Source organism: Pelagicoccus sp. SDUM812005 (assembly GCF_031127875.1).
Lineage (GTDB): Bacteria > Verrucomicrobiota > Verrucomicrobiia > Opitutales > Opitutaceae > Pelagicoccus.
This window is the reverse complement of record NZ_JARXIA010000002.1, coordinates 304,255-320,224: the sequence shown is the minus strand read 5'-3', so window position 1 is coordinate 320,224 and position 15,970 is coordinate 304,255. Positions and strand designations below refer to the sequence as shown.

The 15,970-nt window shown below is 58.7% G+C and carries 11 protein-coding genes; 8 read left to right on the top strand and 3 right to left on the bottom strand.

Features of this window, described 5'->3' with window-relative positions; translation table 11 throughout:
* Positions 1–115: 115 nt before the first annotated feature.
* Together secG and QEH57_RS04835 are read left to right on the top strand one after the other, a co-directional pair.
* Complete coding sequence (gene secG / locus QEH57_RS04840) at positions 116–562, top strand: preprotein translocase subunit SecG (RefSeq protein ID WP_309005554.1); 447 nt, start codon at positions 116–118, stop codon at positions 560–562.
* 69 nt (positions 563–631) lie between these two features.
* Entirely contained in the window at positions 632–1,555 is a 924-nt protein-coding gene (locus QEH57_RS04835) for an outer membrane lipoprotein-sorting protein (RefSeq protein ID WP_309005553.1), read from the top strand.
* A gap of 40 nt (positions 1,556–1,595) precedes the next feature.
* Here the strand turns inward: QEH57_RS04835 and QEH57_RS04830 are convergent, their stop codons facing one another.
* Complete coding sequence (locus tag QEH57_RS04830; protein WP_309005552.1) at positions 1,596–1,808, bottom strand: hypothetical protein; 213 nt, start codon at positions 1,806–1,808, stop codon at positions 1,596–1,598.
* 156 nt (positions 1,809–1,964) lie between these two features.
* Between QEH57_RS04830 and QEH57_RS04825 the strand changes: the two genes are divergently transcribed.
* The 3 genes from QEH57_RS04825 to QEH57_RS04815 all read left to right on the top strand — a co-directional run bounded on the left by QEH57_RS04825 (position 1,965) and on the right by QEH57_RS04815 (position 8,032).
* The gene (locus tag QEH57_RS04825) at positions 1,965–3,491 is read left to right on the top strand and encodes a sigma 54-interacting transcriptional regulator (RefSeq protein WP_309005551.1); all 1,527 of its coding nucleotides are present in this window, start codon (positions 1,965–1,967) and stop codon (positions 3,489–3,491) included.
* A 162-nt stretch (positions 3,492–3,653) separates the two neighbouring features.
* A complete protein-coding gene (locus tag QEH57_RS04820) occupies positions 3,654–7,070 on the top strand; it encodes an MFS transporter (RefSeq protein WP_309005550.1) in 3,417 nt (1,138 codons plus the stop codon).
* 335 nt (positions 7,071–7,405) lie between these two features.
* Positions 7,406–8,032: a ribbon-helix-helix protein, CopG family gene (locus QEH57_RS04815; protein WP_309005548.1), complete on the top strand. Its 627-nt coding sequence runs from the start codon at positions 7,406–7,408 to the stop codon at positions 8,030–8,032.
* 98 nt (positions 8,033–8,130) lie between these two features.
* Here QEH57_RS04815 and QEH57_RS04810 read toward each other — a convergent pair whose 3' ends face one another.
* Both QEH57_RS04810 and QEH57_RS04805 read right to left on the bottom strand, forming a co-directional pair.
* Positions 8,131–9,630, bottom strand: a complete 1,500-nt coding sequence (locus QEH57_RS04810; protein ID WP_309005547.1) for a hypothetical protein — start codon at positions 9,628–9,630, stop codon at positions 8,131–8,133.
* Positions 9,631–9,664: 34 nt separating this feature from the next.
* A complete protein-coding gene (locus QEH57_RS04805; protein WP_309005546.1) occupies positions 9,665–11,182 on the bottom strand; it encodes a TonB-dependent receptor in 1,518 nt (505 codons plus the stop codon).
* Between the two features lie 196 nt (positions 11,183–11,378).
* Between QEH57_RS04805 and QEH57_RS04800 the strand changes: the two genes are divergently transcribed.
* The 3 genes from QEH57_RS04800 (at position 11,379) to QEH57_RS04790 (ending at position 15,737) form a co-directional block, all read left to right on the top strand.
* Positions 11,379–13,274, top strand: coding sequence for a carbon starvation protein A (locus tag QEH57_RS04800; RefSeq protein WP_309005545.1), 1,896 nt, complete (start codon positions 11,379–11,381; stop codon positions 13,272–13,274).
* A 104-nt stretch (positions 13,275–13,378) separates the two neighbouring features.
* The gene (gene sppA / locus QEH57_RS04795) at positions 13,379–15,175 is read left to right on the top strand and encodes a signal peptide peptidase SppA (protein WP_309005544.1); all 1,797 of its coding nucleotides are present in this window, start codon (positions 13,379–13,381) and stop codon (positions 15,173–15,175) included.
* Between the two features lie 28 nt (positions 15,176–15,203).
* A complete protein-coding gene (locus QEH57_RS04790; protein WP_309005543.1) occupies positions 15,204–15,737 on the top strand; it encodes an iron-sulfur cluster assembly protein in 534 nt (177 codons plus the stop codon).
* The last annotated feature ends 233 nt before the right edge of the window (positions 15,738–15,970 follow it).

Below are 15,970 nucleotides of genomic sequence, written 5' to 3'. Positions count from 1 at the left end.
TGGATTGCCCGATCGCTGCCCTTTCTTGCTACATTATATAATAACAATGGAAACGCCTGTCGGTTTCGGTACTTGACAAGGCAATTTCCTTTTTCGACTGTCTCCGGCTCAAATTATGGAATTTCTCAACGCCTTTCTTACAGTAGTACTGGTCCTCGTTTCGATCTTCATGATCCTTTTGGTTCTCATGCAGCGCGGTAACGCAAACGGTGGCCTAGGCGCTGCAATGGGTGGTGGCATGGCCGAGTCGGCCTTGGGCGCCGAGACTTCGAGCGTGCTGTCCAAGTGGACCAAGAACACGGCGATCGTTTTCTTCGTTCTCGGATTCGGCCTCTATCTCTCCAAGCTTCACCAGCACGAGCTCGCGAAAGTCGAGCAAGACGGAGCGCTGCCCGCTATCGAGGCGTCCGAGCCGAGCCCCGCGTCCAACGCGTTTCGCGAGCTAGTGTCGCAGGCGGAAGAGGCGGCAGAGGAGACGGAAGCTGACGCAGCTGCAGCCGCGACCGAAGCGGAATCCGCGGTTGAGGAAGCTGCCGAAAAGGTACCAGCGACTGCCGAATAGCGGACGTTCGGGAAACAATTTCAAATGGCCGGGTCTACCCTTCGCATGGGAATACGCCCGGCCTTTTTTATGTCTACTGCCAAGGGAATTTTAGGGATCGCCTTATTGCTCGCCTTGACGGCGGGGGATCTTTCCGCTCAGCGGCGGCATGGATCGAGTCCCTTGGATACGCTAGGGGAGGAGGTCAGCCAGGCGGAGGGATTGGAGATCCTGAATACGTTTCGTCGCCTAGGGATCGCGGGGGATTTCCGCCTCAGCTTCAAGCTGGAGGTTCGGCCCCGCAAGGATAAGACCCGAATCGTCTCAGGGGTTCTGCTGGGAACCCAGTCGCAGTACGGTCCGCTCTCGCGTATCGATATCGCTTTGGAGCCTGCGGACGTGACGGAGCGCGGCAACTTGGTGCCGGCGAAGGTGAAGCGCCTCTTGTTGCAGAACGGGATCTTCGCGAATGCCTTGGAGATGAACAGCTGGGAGCCGGACAGGGAGGAGGCCCGCCTTATCGAGTCGGACGCATTCTTCGAAAAGCTGGCCGGCAGCGATTTCACCATCTTCGACTTGCTGATGCCGTTTTCGTTTTGGCAGGAATTCAAGTACGAGGGGCGTACGACGATGCGGAGTCGGCCGACCCATGTTTTTAGCCTGTATCCGCCGGAGGGCGACAAGGCCCTGCGCGAACGCATTTCGCGGGTGAAGATTTATTTGGACGAGGAATTCAATGCCTTGAATCGGGTCGAGATCTACGACGGAAGCGAGGAGTTGGCGAAGACGATTACGGTAGTTGCTTTCAAGATCGTGGACGGTCAAGGCGTCTTGAGCCAAGTCGACGTGCGCAACGAACTGACTCGCGACAAGACCCGTTTCCGGGTGCAGGATGCGGCGATCGGAGTCGATGTTCCGGATTGGGTTTTCGAGCCCGAGGGGCTCGAGCGCGATATCTACGGCACGGAACTGGCTCGCCTGCAGGCTCCGGCGAAGGAGCAGGAAGTGGAGTAGCGCCGGAGGGGGGCGGCGACGGTCGAAGGGAGCGGCTTTCTTAGTAGAGGGCGCGTTCTGCGATTTGGGTGAGGCTGTCGCTGAGCGGACGTAGCAAGCGAAAGGCGTGGTCGAGCTTCCGGTCGTTGTTGAGGACGCCCATTTTCAGGATGCCCGAGCAGAGTACGGCGGTTCCTGCGATGCCGATGCAGCTAAGGCAGATCTTGGTGAAGCGGAGGGAGGCGTTCGAGTGAAGGGTTTTTAGCTTGCTCATGCGGCCGTAATTGCATGGGTGGTGCCAGATGATTTGAGGGTTTTTGTAAGTCACTCATATATAGCTGGATAGCTGCGCTTGGGATGTTTTGTAACGGGAGCAATCCGATTGTTAGGCAATCATTGACGGGAGCGGGCGCGCAAATAGTGTACAGCGATGCCACAAAAGATCTTTACCCGAGACCAATGGCCGCTTGCCCAGAAGCTGGCGGATATCGTTTATTGCAATCCCTTCGAGGAATCGCGTTGGGAGCTGGAGCGGGAGTGCTTGGGCAAGGATTACCAGGAGCGCGAGAGTTATGTAGGGCCGGGCGAAGCGGAGGAGCTCTTGGCTCCGAATTTGAAGAAGCTGATCGCTCTGGCGCTTTCGATGATGGAGCCGGCTCGGGCTAAGCTTTCGAAAGTGAAGGACGTTTCGCCGGCGGAGAGCGCGGCTTACGAGAACCTGGTCCATTTCGTGGTCTACCACGAGTTCATGGAAAAGTACGACAAGTTGATCGAGTCGTCCTTGGAGGGAAAACCGCAACCGGGTGGCGTGTCGTTTTATTATGAATACAGAGATCGCCAGCGATATTTTCTGTCGGTGCATGCGGCGACCCGCTTTTCTCCGGAACAGGAGAGCCTGTACTTCGCTCTCTATTTCCAGCTGCGTCGCGCTTGGCTGAATATTTATCGGTATTTGGTGGGGGGATCGGAAGCGATCAGCGCTTTGCGCGGCCGCATCTGGAGCAGCTGTTTCACGCACGACATGCGGCGGTATCAGAGATCTCTATACAATCGTATGAGCGATATCGTGACTTTGATCACGGGTCCTTCGGGAACGGGTAAGGAATTGGTGGCTCGCGCCGTGGGCATGTCCCGTTTCGTGCCTTTCGATCTGCAGGCTGGTAAGTTCGCAGTGGATTTCGGGGCAGCGTTTTATCCGCTCAACCTGTCTGCCCTTTCGCCGACCTTGATCGAGTCCGAGCTTTTCGGGCACCGCAAAGGCGCCTTTACCGGAGCCTTGCAGGATCGCGAGGGGTACTTCGAGGAGTGCGGTCGCTTTGGCACGGTTTTCCTGGACGAGATTGGCGAGACGGATGCGTCGATTCAGGTAAAGCTCTTGCGTGTATTGCAGACGCGCCAGTTTCAGCGCTTGGGCGATACCTCGTTGCGTCCCTTCGTGGGTAAGGTGATGGCGGCCACAAATCGGGATCTGCCGGACGAGATTGCGGGCGGAAACTTTCGGGAGGACTTCTATTTTCGTTTGTGCGCGGATCGCATCCGCACGCCTAGCCTTCGGGAGGTGCTCGCGGGGAAGGGGAGCGAGTTGGAGGTGCTGGTGCGGCATATCGCCATCAAGGTGGCAGGCCCGAGCGACGGGGATTCGTTAGCGGACGAGGCGACTTCGTGGATATCCAAAAACCTGGGACAGGCCTACCGTTGGCCTGGCAACTTTCGCGAGCTGGAGCAGTGCGTACGCAATATTCTGATACATGGGAGCTACGAAGCGGAAGACCTGAGCGTGAGTCGCGACGATGCGGTTCGCGTGCAGGAAGGCGCCGATCAGTCGCTGACGGCGAACCAGTTGCTGAGCCGCTATGCCCAGGAGGTGTATCGACGCGGGGGAAGCTACGAGGAGACCGCGCGGATCCTGCAGGTCGATCGGCGCACCGCCAAGCGCTATGTGCTAGGTGTGGAATAAGGCGCAAACAAGCCTTCAGCTGGTGGGTATGCGCATAATTTGTAGGTATGGGTTGTGTAGTTAAGGTTGGGTGTTTTGGTGTTGTGGATCTGGTAGGTTTTGTAAGGCGTTGATAATCAGGCGTGGATCCGGCCTTGGCGCGGACTGAGCGAAGGGGAGTGCATGAGCACACATGCACCTCTCTCTTCTTCGTATCGATTGATCGTGACCCAAGGCTTGAATGCCTTCGGGGACCACGTCGCAAAAATAACGGCGTCGGCTTTGGTGGCTGCGACCTTTGTGGAGCGGCAGGCTGCGGTTTGGGTAGGCGTTATTTCGGCTCTCTACGTTTTGCCGTACATCTTCTTGGCTCCGGTGGCGGGGCGTTTGAGCGACCGTTATTCCAAGGTTGCGGTGGTGCGGGGAAGCCTGCTTTTGCAAACTGCGGCGATGACGCTTTTGGCGGTGAGCGCCTTGCTGCACTCCTTCGCTGGCGTGCTGGTCTCCTTGGCTGCCGTGGCTTGCCAGTCTAGCTTTCTGGCTCCGTCGCGAAACGCATTGCTGAAGGATCTGTGCGGAGAGGCGAAGATTGGTCAGATGATGGGCTTGCTCGGGTTGGCGGGCGTGGGCGCGACTTTGGCAGGTTTGGCTTTGGGTGGTTGGTCCTTCGATCAGGTGTGGGGGGTGCTGGGTTCTCCGTGGTCGGCGGCTGCGGTTGCGGGGTTGGCCTCGGCGGCAATTTCGGCTACGGCCTATGTCGTGGTTTCGGGGATACGCTCTGGAGCGGAGGTCGGGCGCGAGTCGCGGGACCGTTTTTTATCGGTAGCTCGCGAGGTGTTGGGCCGTCCCGCGCTCCGTTGGTCTTCGTTGGGCTTGGCTTGGTTTTATGGAGTAGGGGCTTTGTTGGTGATGATCCTGTTGCAGGATAGTCGTTGGGATCATGGACAAGAGATGGGGTCTGCGAGCCAAGGCGGAATGATGGCGGCTTTGCTGGGCTTGGGGGTTGCGATGGGAAGTGGCATGGCTGCTTACCTTTGTCGGAAGCGGATCGAAGTCGGTTTGTCGTTCGTGGGAGCCGTGATGCTGGCGGCATTGGTCCCGGCAACGGCTTTGCTTTGGGAAGCGGGTCCATGGGCGGTGGGCTGCGTCTTTTTGTTGGGCGTGAGCGGCGGGCTTTTCTCGGCTCCCTTGAACGCGCTCTTTGTCGCATCGGCCCGCGACGAGGTACGGGTGGGATCGATCGCGGCGAACAATCTATTCATTAACTTGATGTCGGGGGCCTTCGTCGCTTTGGGGTCTGCGATGGGATACCTAGCCTGGAGTCCGCAAGCTCAGCTTTGGGTGGTAGCAGCGACCGCAGTGCTGGTGCTGGGCTTTATGGTCGTCTTGGTTCCGGAAAGTTTGGTTCGCGTGCTTTTGCTGGGAATCGCAAAGGTGATTTACCCGATGCGCTTGAAGGGCTTGGAGCGAATGCCGACGGAAGGAGGCGTATTGATCGTGGCGAATCACGTGAGTTATGTGGACGCATTGTTGATCTATCTCGCGTCGCCCCGTCCGGTTCGCTTTCTGGGTACGGACGAGATGCTGCGCTTTCGCTTGATGCGTTGGGCGTATCGAAAATTCAAGGTCATCGCGGTGTCGCCGAAGGGAGCGAAGGAAGCGGTGTCGAAGTCGGTGCAAGCGTTGAAGGCGGGCGATGTCGTCTGCATCTTTCCGGAAGGAGCTCTGACGCGTACCGGTATGATCATGCCGTTCAAGAAAGGCGCGGAGTTGATGGCGAAGCTTTCGGGCGCCGCGGTGTTGCCGGCATCTATCGATGGGATGTGGGGTTCGGCTTTCAGCTTCGCGGATAAGCCGTTCCGTTATCGGGCGGGCATGCCGCTGCGTCGTCCGGTTTCGATTTCGTTTGGCGATGCGTTGCGCGGTGGCGATGCGAATACGGATGCCATGCAGGATGCGGTTGCGAAGCTGGGGTATGAAGCGTTTTCGAGTCGGGCGGAGCTGGGCGCGAATCTCGGCGCTCTTGCCTTCGCTGCGCTCAAGCGACGTTTGTTTTCGCTGCGTTTGAACGACCGGGGCTTGGGGGCTTTGAAGGTTCGCAACTACGCTCTGCTTGGCCTGGGGCTTGGCTTTGCTCGCGTGATGGAAAAAGCGGATACGGCGCGGCGAGTTGGGATTCTGTTGCCTCCTGGCTTGCCAGGTTTTGCGGCCAACCTCGGCGCTTTGTGGGCGGGGAAGTCGAGCGTGAACCTGAATCCAACGGTGAGTTCCGACGTTTTCGAAGCGATGCTGAAATCGGCGGATTTGCGAACGGTGGTCACTTCGCGGAAGGTCTTGGGGCGATTTGGCGAGCTGGACTTTTCGGGTGTCGACTTGCTGTTCGTAGAAGACGTGATGCCGCAGATGCGCGGTCCTCGTTTGCTTTGGGATGCGTTTGCTTGCGCCATTTTTCCGGCCGCTTGGTTGCGTCGCTTGTATTCGATTCAGGATACGGGAGGCGACCGAGAGGCGACCTTGCTGTTTTCGAGCGGCAGCTCGGCGCAGCCGAAAGCGATTCCCTTGTCGCACCGAAACCTAGTGGCGAACGTGACCCAGTTGTCGGAGTGTTACTTGATGCGATCCTCGGATCGCGTGTTGGCGAACCTGCCGCTGTTCCACAGCTTTGGCCTCACGGGAGGCCTGTGGCTGCCTTTGCTGAAAGGGATGCAGGTGGTGTCGACGCCGTCGCCTTTGCAATCGAAGGAGAATGTGGCCGCGATTCGTGAAGAGTCGGTGAGCGTGATGCTGGGAACGCCGACCTTTTTGCGCGGCTACTTGAAGCGGGCGAGCGCGGAAGACTTTGCGAGTTTGCGTTTGACGATCGCGGGCGCGGAAAAGCTGCCTGTCGAATTGTCGGCGCAATGGGAGTCGCGTTTCGGCATTCCCGTTTTGGAAGGCTATGGATTGACGGAGTGCGCTCCGGTGGTTGCGGCGAATTGCTTGCACAGTCGGGAGATGCTGGGGCGCTATGCGCTGAGCCAAATTGGATACAAGCTGGGGACGGCGGGGCGTCCTTTGCCGGGCGTTTGGCTGCGTATCGTGGACGAGGAAAACGAAACGCAGCTGCGAGCTCGCGGCGAGTCCGGACGCATCTTGGTGAAGGCTCCCAATGTCTTTCGCGGGTATTTGGATACGGTAAGCGAAAGTCGGTTCGTCGGCGATGGCTGGTTCGATACGGGAGACGTCGGGCGATTCGACGAGGACGGTTGCCTTGTGATCGAAGGGAGGCTGTCTCGCTTCTCGAAGATCGCGGGTGAAATGGTTTCCCACACGATGGTCGAAAACGAAATCGCCAGCCTGTATCCAGAGTTGGGCTTGTTCGTGGGCGCTCGCGATTGCGAGCGCAAGGGAGAGGCCTTGGTGCTGTTGGCTACTGGGGCGATAGATCTGAGCTCACTCGCTCGTTCGCTGCGGGAACGCGGGATACCGAATTTGTGGATACCGCAAGAGGTCTTGCAGGTCGCGGCCCTGCCGCAGTTGGGGACGGGTAAGTTGGACTTGAAGCGCTGCCAGCGCCTTTGCGTGGAGCGGTCGGACGTGGAGCTAGGAACCTTGGTCTGATGGTCGCGAGAGGGTTCGGAATTGTGGATACGGTGAATGCTGTATCGACGATTCTGGTACTTTCAGTGTTTGACGAGGGTAGGCTTATTCTTGGGAAGTATTACCCATGTATCCGGTTTTATGATCTGGATACGCGAATTCGGAATGCGGGATCGATTGATGCCGAAAATCTGAATACGGGCGAATTTGGCCGCAATTTTTTGTAAAAACCGGCTGTACCCAAAAAATACTAACAGAAATAAGATTGAAAAACTAAGGTTTTTGGGTAATTGAACGCTAACTTAGGTTTAATAATTCTCACCGAATAAACCGTTAATCCAAACCATACTAAAGTTATGGCCGCAAAAAAAGGCGCTGAGAGTTCTCCTCTCACATTCGATCTAAAGGCAGATTTGATCGCTGTCCTCGACAAGTATCAAAAGCAGCTCGGTGTATCCAAAAGCGAAATTATTCGCCACGCGATCGCTGGGTTTGACTACGCTGGATTCGCTCCAGCAGCAGAAGACCACCGTCAAATTTCGGTACGTCTTCCGCTCGACCAAAAGAAGGAGCTCGTAGCGCTCGCTAAGGGCAAGAAGGTAAGCATCGGCGAACTGCTTCGCGCAGCTCTCGAGAAGCTACCAACTGTTCCTTCCAAGTCTGGAATCGAAAAGGCTGCTCCGAAGCCAAAGCCTGCCAAGAAGGCCGCTAAGAAAGCTGCCAAGAAGGTGCCTGCTAAGAAGGCTGCCAAGAAAGCCGCTAAGAAGGCTGCCAAGAAAGCTGCTCCTAAGAAGGCAGTGAAGAAGGTAGCTGCTAAGAAGGCTGCCAAGAAAGTAGCCAAGAAGGCTGCGAAGAAGGCACCTGCCAAGAAGGCGGCAGCTCCTAAGAAGGCCGCTAAGAAGGCTGCCAAGAAAGCACCTGCTAAGAAGGCGCCTGCCAAGAAGGCTGCCAAGAAGAAGGTCGCTAAGAAAAAGAAGAAGTAGTCGCTTCAATCCTTTTCAAAACACAAAAGCCGAGGCTGGTTAGCCTCGGCTTTTTTTTGCGTTGAATCTACGGCGCTACTTGGAGTCGCGACCGCGCTTTAGAGCGGCGCTTTGCGGGCTTGCTTGATGGCTTTCTTCAGGGCGCGGATGACGGTATCGAGAACTTCGATGCGGGCCAGCATTTTACAAGTGGCGGGGACTATGTGCCATGGGGCGTAATCTGTATTCGTTTTTTCGATCATCTCGTTGATCGAGTCTTCGTACATTTCCCACTTCTCGCGATTGCGCCAGTCTTCCTCGGTGATCTTCCAGTTTTTGAGGGGGTCGAGCTGGCGGGCTTCGAAGCGTTCGAGTTGGGTATCCTTGTCGATGTGGAGCCAGAACTTGAGGATGGTGGTTCCGAAGTTGGCGAGGTGGAGCTCCATCTCGTTCATCTCGCGGTAGGCGGCTTGCCATTCCTTGTTGGAGCAGAGGGCCTCGACGCGTTCGACGAGCACGCGGCCGTACCAGGAGCGGTCGAAGATGGCGATCTTGCCGCGGCGTGGCATTTCCTTCCAGAAGCGCCAGAGGTAGTGGTGGCTGAGCTCGATCTTGGTGGGAGCTGCGACGGGGTTTACTTCGTATCCACGCGGGTCGATGCTTTGCACGAGTCGCTTGATGCAGCCGCCTTTGCCGGCGGCGTCCCAACCGCAGAAGACGATGACGACTGGGATTTGGTGGGTGTGGATTTCGTGGACGAGCTCGTGGATCTTGGCCTGCTTCCGTTTGAGGGCGGCCTTGTACTTGGCCCGATCCATGGCTTCCTCGAATTTGGTATCGCCGAGGTAATCGTGGCCGATGTACGGAATCCACTGGTGGGTGACGCTTTTGTCGGCCGGGCTTTGTAGCGCTTTTTTCTTACGGTTGATGGCGCCTTGGAGGTGGTCGATGATCCGGTTGTAGATTTCGATGAGGGCGCCCTTGAAGTTTTCGGTGTCGATGGTGTGCCACTTGGCGTAGTCGCGGTCGGTGGTTTCGATGCCTTGCATGGCGGTATCGCGGTAGCTGCGGTACTGGCGGTGGCGCCGCCAGTCCTTGGCGGTGACGCGCCAAGCGGTCTTGGGGTTCTCTTCCAGTTTGCGGAAGCGCTTGGCCTGGGTCTTTTTGGATACGTCGAGGAAGAGCTTCACGATTTCCACGCCGCTGTCGTGGAGGTGCCTTTCGAAGTTGATGATGTCGGACCAGTACTGGTCGAGCTGGTCTTCGTGCAGCTTGCCTTCGGCCCAGGCGTCGAGCACGAGGTAGTAGGGGCCTCGGTCGTAGAACTGGATCTTTCCTTGGCTGGGGGTGTTGTTCCAGAAGCGATGGAGCAGGGGATAGTGGCGCGGCTCTTCGTGGGAGGCGTGGGTGGAGTAGACCTTGAAGGAACGGCTGTCGATCTCCAGCAGGATTTGGTTGAGCAGCTTGCCTTTGCTGGAGGCGTCGAGCCCTTCGATGATGACGAGGGTGGGGATTCCGAGGCGACCGGCTTCGCGCTGGACGACGCCGAGCTTTTGGGCAAGGAGCTTGAGGGGCGACTTGGTGGATTCGCTTGGAGTGGGGTCTTGGGTGTCTGTCATCTTGGCGTGAGTGGTTGTGGGCGTTTGCGGAAGCTTATGCTTGCTCGCTGTATCCAAATAATTGTTTCGATTTGATGAATTCGATGGCGGCGGGCGGGACCATCTTTTCCCAGATGGGGTCCTTTTCGGCGATGGCGCTGAGAATGTCTCGGGAGAAGATTTCGAGCAGCTCTTCGTCTATCCCGCGGATGTGCTCGATGTATCCGTTTTCCAGTAGATGGAGGTAGAGGTTGGTGAGCTGGGGCTTTACGCGGAGGTTGTTGCAGGTGATGAGTAGGTCGTCGGTGAGGCCGCCTTTGGTTTCGGCGGGGCCGCCGTTGTTGGGAGGAACGGGCTGGCCGTTGTTCTCGGCGTTCTGGATTTCCAGGTAGCGTCGATAGGCCTTCTGTTTCATGGGGTAGATGTAGAGGCGTACCGAATTCTTGAGGAGGCGGCCGAAGGATTCGAGGATGCCGCCGGCGAGGTGGGCGTAGTACTTTTCGTTGAAGACCTCGAGCAGGTTATTGATGCCCATGCAGACGCCGATCATTTCGCCGGTGTATCGACGGAAGTAGGACGTGAGGCGGTAGAACTCGAAGTAGTTGGAGATGAGCACGTAGTTGCCGGTGGCGCCGATGGTGTCGATGCGGGCGAGGTAGTCCTCGTAGTCGAGCTTCCCGGAGGCGAGCAGGTTGTTCATGGTGATCTCGGCGAGCACGATGACGTCCTTGCCTTGCACGGAGGGCTCTTGGATGAATTGGGCGCCGGAGCACTTGAGCATGTCGATGTTGACGCGGGTGACGGGGCGGAAGCTGCCGCGTTCGACGAGAATGGCCTTCTTGTAGAGGGCTTCGGAGGGTTGGGTGATTTCGCCTTCGGGGGAGAAGAGCACGGCGTTGGTGAGGCCGCGTCGCACCAGGTGGAGGTTGGCGATGCGGTCGTCGACGCCTTTGAAGGCGGGGCCGCGGAACTTGATGAAGTCGACTTCGATGCGTTCGTTGCCGACGTTGTCGACGAGGGATTCGATGAAGGCTTCGACGTTGTCGTGCAGGTAGAAGGCGCCGTAGATGAGGTTGGTGCCGAGGATGCCGACGGCGTGCTGTTGCTGCACGTTTTCCGGGTCCCACATGCGGCAGTGCAGGAGGATCTCGCTCGGCTCGCCTCCGGGGACGGACTGGAAGCGGATGCCCATCCAGCCGTGGGTGTCGTCGCCGCCGCGGTAGCTTTTGGCCTTCATGGTGTTGGCGTAGGCGAAGAAGGTCTTCTCGTGCCCGACGTCCTCTTTGAGGCGTTCCTCGAGCAGGGCGTACTCGTGGTCGATCATCTTGATGACGCGCTCGAGGGAGACGTAGCGGCCGACTTTACCGTAAATCGAATCGCTGAAGGTCATGTCGTAGGCCGAAATGGTCTTGGCGATGGTGCCGGCGGCGCCTCCGGCCTGGAAGAAGTTGCGGCACGTTTCCTGTCCGGCTCCGATTTCGGCGAAGGTCCCGTATTTCTCGTTGTCGAGATTGATAGTGAGGGACTTACGGTTGGTGGTGAGAAACTCTTGCGGTTCCGCGTGGGTATCCATGTGCGTGGTTCTTAGGTCGTTGTTTAGGCTGCGAGCTGGGGAATTTCTACGGGGCGCTGGGCTGAGTCAAACTGGGATCCGGCTTGCCGGCGACAATTGCGCGACTGGGCCGCTGGGGAAAAGGATTGCCTAGGCGATGGCGAGGGCTTGGATAGCGGGGCTTTCTGCATTTTGAACCGCGTACCCTGTTTGCGTTATGTCTACCCTTTTGATCGCCCTTGGCGTTGGCGTCCTCTACCTGATCGTTTACCATACCTACGGCCGTTTTCTGGCACGCAAGATCTTCAAGCTGCGCGATGACGTGGAGGCGCCGAGCGTGGCCTTGAACGACGACGCGGATTTCGTGCCGACGGATAAGTTCGTGGTTTTTGGTCATCACTTCACTTCCATAGCAGGAACGGGGCCGATCGTCGGGCCGGCCATCGCGGTGATCTGGGGCTGGGTGCCGGCCTTGCTGTGGGTTTTGTTCGGCTCGGTGCTGCTGGGCGCGGTGCATGACTTTGGTTCGCTGGTGGTATCGATGCGCAATCGCGGCCAGACGGTGGGGGAGATCTCGGGGCGCGTATTGAATCCGAGGATACGTTTCTTGTTTCTGTTCATCCTGTTCCTGGCTCTCACGATCGTGCTGGCGATTTTCGGTTTGGTGATCGCGGTGGTTTTCAAGAGCTACCCGGGAGCAATCTTTCCGTGTTTGGTGCAGATCCCTTTGGCGGTGGCGATCGGGGTTTGGTTGCATCGCAAGGGGATCGGCCTGCTGCTGCCGTCTTTGATCGCCTTGGCATTAATGTACCTGTCGGTGGCCTTTGGCGACAAGGAAGGTTGGATCCATGCCTTCAACATGACTTTGGCGGCGTGGCCGGTGGCCCATTGGGTGGCCTTGCTGCTGGTGTATTCCTACGTTGCCTCGGTGCTGCCGGTCTGGTCCTTGCTGCAGCCGCGCGACTTCATCAACAGCTTGCAGCTGATCACGGCGCTGGCCTTGGTGGTAGTAGGCCTGGTGGTGGCGGCCTTCGCGGGCGGGAGCCCGATCGGGGATTCGGAGCTGCGTCCGAGCCTGGAGATCGCGGCCCCGGCAATTCGCACCGGGGTGGCGGGGGCTCCGGTAATGTTTCCCTTTCTCTTTATCACCATCGCTTGCGGAGCGATCAGCGGATTTCATTGCCTGGTCTCGAGCGGGACTTCGAGCAAGCAGCTGCGTTGCGAGACGGACGCGCAGTTCGTGGGATTCGGATCGATGTTGCTGGAGGGCTTTTTGGCGACCTTGGTCATTCTCGCGTGCGTGGCCGGCTTGGGCCTAGGCATCCAGGGCGCGGGCGGCGAGGTGCTGCTGGGCGAAGCGGCCTATGCGGCGCGTTACGAGTCTTGGGCGGCTGCGGGCGGTTTGGCGGCCAAGGTGGGCGCTTTTGTGGACGGGGCGGCGAATTTCCTGAAGGCGCTCGGTTTGGCCCCGCAGTTCGCGGTTGCCCTGATGGGCGTGCTGGTGGCCTCCTTTGCAGCGACGACGCTCGATACGGCCTGCCGTTTGCAGCGCTACGTGGTGCAGGAGCTGGCCGGGACCTTCGCGTCGAAGGACGGGCGAGGCCGGCCGGTCCTGTCGGCCAATCCGCTTTCGTGGCTGACCGATAAGCACGGGGCGACGATTTTCGCGGTGCTGGTCGCGTTTTGGATGGCGGCGATTCCGCCGGAAGGGATGGAGTGGACTTGGGCAAACGTGGGGAAGGGCGGTTTGATCTTGTGGCCGATGTTTGGAGCGACGAACCAGCTTTTGGGCGGTTTGGCCTTCCTGGTGATCGCCTTTTGGATGTGGCGTCGCCGTTTGCCGGTCTGGTTCGTGGCGATCCCCACGGTTTTCATGCTGGTGATGCCGGCGTGGGCGATGGGCTACCAGCTTTTCACGGAAGGCGGTTGGCTCGCGGCGGAGAGCAAGAACTGGCCCTTGATCGGCATCGCGGTGTCTACCATGGCCCTGGAGGCTTGGATGGTGGTGGAGGCGATCCTTTGTTGGCCGAAGGCGAAGGGCGTTCTGGAGGAGGCCTTGGAGCCTCTGCCGGGGAAGGGCGCCGAGATGGACGGCGGCCGTTCCTGCTGGTAGCGGGCGCGAGGCAGCGGCTGCCTTGCTCCGCGGCCCTTGGTAGTTTAGGTTTGCGACTAGGCGCCGATGTGGGTGTCTAGGTTGTTTATCATCTATCTGTAGCTATGAAGGGATTTTTTAAGACGTTTTTTGCGTCCTTGCTGGCGATCGTATTCGCGGCGGGTGGTTTGGCGCTTTTCGTGATGGTTTTGTTCGGTGTGATCGCGTCGATGAGCCAACCGGTACCGCAAGTTGCGAACGGCAGCGTGCTGGTCTTCGACATGTCGGCCACCGTGCAGGATCGTCCGGTGGGCATGACCCGCGACGCGATCATGGACGAGGTTCTGGGCGGGGAAGGGCAGAGGAGCTTTTCCTTGCTGTCGCTCAAGCGGGCCTTGGTGGCGGCTGGGAAGGACAATCGCATCAAGGGCTTGTTGTTGACGGGGTCTTTCTCGACCGACGGCTACGGCTCCGGTTTCGCGGCATTGAAGGAAGTGCGGGAGGCGATCGAGAGCTTCAAGGAGTCCGGCAAGCCGGTTGCCGCTTACCTGGTGTATCCAAGCGCTCGTGACATGTACGTGACGGCTGCTGCGGACACGATTTACATGAATCCGGAGGGAGTGGTTTCGGACACGGGCATGTCGATGAGCTATCCCTACCTCGGCGGTTTCATGAAGAAGTACGGCATCGGGGTGCAAGTGACGCGCGCGGGCGAGTACAAGGCGGCAGCGGAGAGCTTTGTGCTGGAGGGGATGAGCGAGCCGTCCCGGGAAGCGAACGCGGCCGTGCTGGAGGACTTTTGGTCGGAATACTTGGCAGTGATCGCCGCAGGAGCGGGGATCGAGCCGGAGCTTTATGAGCGGAAGCTCAACGAGCTGGGCATGTTGGTGGCGAAGGACGCCCTGGAGCTGGGACTGGTCGACGAGCTGCTCCATACGGACGAGTTGATCGCCAAGATGCAGGCGGTTTCGAGCGTGGACGAGACGTCCCATTCCTTCGTGCAGACGTCGCTCGACGCTTACCTGCCCGCCACGGTGCGTCCGGAGTATTCGAGCGATGGCTTCGTGGCGGTGATCTATGCGGAGGGATCGATCGTGAATGGGGAGGGCAAGGACGGCCAGGTGGGCGGCAGCTCGCTAGCTCGGGAAATTCGCCAGGCCCGCCAGAACGACAAGGTGAAGGCGATGGTGCTGCGGGTAAATTCGCCGGGCGGCAGCGCCTTGGCCAGCGAAGTGATCCAGCGCGAGGTTCGACTGGCTAAGGAAAAGATGCCCGTGGTCGTTTCCATGGGTTCGTTGGCTGCGTCGGGCGGGTATTGGATTTCCGCATACGCGGACAAGATCTACGCTCAGCCCAATACCTTGACGGGCTCGATCGGCGTGATCGGCGTTTTCTTCAACTACGAGGAGCTGGCCTCTACCCATGGCGTGAATTTCGATACGGTGAAGACGACGAAGCATGCGGATTTGATGGGTCAGTTCCGGGCTAAGACGGACCGCGAGATGGCGCTGGTGCAGCGTCAGGTGGATCTGGTGTACGATTCCTTTCTGACGAAAGTCGCGGAGGGGCGTGGCCTGGAGGTGTCGGCGGTGGCGGAGATCGCGGAAGGGCGTATCTGGTCGGGAGCCGACGCTCTGGAGCTTGGCTTGGTGGACGAGTTGGGCGGCTTGGGCGACGCGATCGCCTTTGCGGGTGCGGAGGCGGGCTTGGGGGAGACGCCCGCAGTGATGGAGCTTCCCAAGGCAAAGAACTTCTTGGACGACTTGTTTCAGAACGTTTCCAAGCAAACCGCGGATGCTTCGGCTCGCGGGGCCTTGCAGCCTTTGGTTGACCTCTACCGAGAAGCCAGTGAGATGAGCTCCCGCTTTAACGATCCGAAGGGCGTGTATGCCGTTTTGCCGTACACGATCTCGATCGACTGAAATAACTTACCTGCTAGAGGAAAACGAAATGGAAACGGTACTTACGAGAGACTGTAGCGCGACGGCGATTCCCGCCGGAAACGCGGTGACGCTGGAAAAGGGGACGGGAGTCTTCATCACGCAGACTTTGGGCGGTAACGTCACGGTGCGTACGGATGCGGGCTTGTTTCGCATCGCGAGCTTGGATGTCGATGCTTTGGAGGAGGTTGACTTGGGGGAAGACGCGGCTGCGGCCGGCGATAACGGCGAGTCCTTGGAGGACCAGGTGTGGGGCGCCTTGCGTCAGTGCTTCGATCCGGAAATCCCCATCAACATCGTCGACCTCGGATTGATCTACGATTTGCGCATCGAGAAGGCGGAGGCCGGGCAATCGGAAGTGTTCGTGAAGATGACTTTGACGGCCCAGGGGTGCGGCATGGGGCCGGTGATCGCGGAGGATGCCCGGACTCGTATCAAGCAGTTGGATTCGGTTTCGGAGGCTACGGTGGACATCGTCTGGGATCCGGTTTGGAACCCGCAGATGATCTCCGAGGAAGGCCGCAAGATCCTAGGGATCACTTGATGGAAGGCCAACCCGTTTAGCGCTTGGGCGTCCCGTTGTTCGCGGGGCGCTTTTTTGCGTCTGGAGCCTGGCTTGCGGGGCGCAGCAACGCTCCTGCGAAGCAATTTTTCTTTTTTGCAGGTTTTTGAAAGTGCGGCCGGGCGAACAATGTTCGCGGCTGGGAGAGGCCGGAGGAAATTCCGAAATGAGGACATCTGCCCAGTTCCCCGCTGTTAGAGTGAAACGCCCTCCGC

Excerpts from the sequence above, each read along its gene's own strand:
- secG (WP_309005554.1), top strand. The coding sequence starts at position 116 with ATGGAATTTCTCAACGCCTTTCTTACAGTAGTACTGGTCCTCGTTTCG.
- QEH57_RS04835 (WP_309005553.1), top strand. The coding sequence starts at position 632 with ATGTCTACTGCCAAGGGAATTTTAGGGATCGCCTTATTGCTCGCCTTG.
- QEH57_RS04830 (WP_309005552.1), bottom strand. The coding sequence starts at position 1,808 with ATGAGCAAGCTAAAAACCCTTCACTCGAACGCCTCCCTCCGCTTCACC.
- QEH57_RS04825 (WP_309005551.1), top strand. The coding sequence starts at position 1,965 with ATGCCACAAAAGATCTTTACCCGAGACCAATGGCCGCTTGCCCAGAAG.
- QEH57_RS04820 (WP_309005550.1), top strand. The coding sequence starts at position 3,654 with ATGAGCACACATGCACCTCTCTCTTCTTCGTATCGATTGATCGTGACC.
- QEH57_RS04815 (WP_309005548.1), top strand. The coding sequence starts at position 7,406 with ATGGCCGCAAAAAAAGGCGCTGAGAGTTCTCCTCTCACATTCGATCTA.
- QEH57_RS04810 (WP_309005547.1), bottom strand. The coding sequence starts at position 9,630 with ATGACAGACACCCAAGACCCCACTCCAAGCGAATCCACCAAGTCGCCC.
- QEH57_RS04805 (WP_309005546.1), bottom strand. The coding sequence starts at position 11,182 with ATGGATACCCACGCGGAACCGCAAGAGTTTCTCACCACCAACCGTAAG.
- QEH57_RS04800 (WP_309005545.1), top strand. The coding sequence starts at position 11,379 with ATGTCTACCCTTTTGATCGCCCTTGGCGTTGGCGTCCTCTACCTGATC.
- sppA (WP_309005544.1), top strand. The coding sequence starts at position 13,379 with ATGAAGGGATTTTTTAAGACGTTTTTTGCGTCCTTGCTGGCGATCGTA.
- QEH57_RS04790 (WP_309005543.1), top strand. The coding sequence starts at position 15,204 with ATGGAAACGGTACTTACGAGAGACTGTAGCGCGACGGCGATTCCCGCC.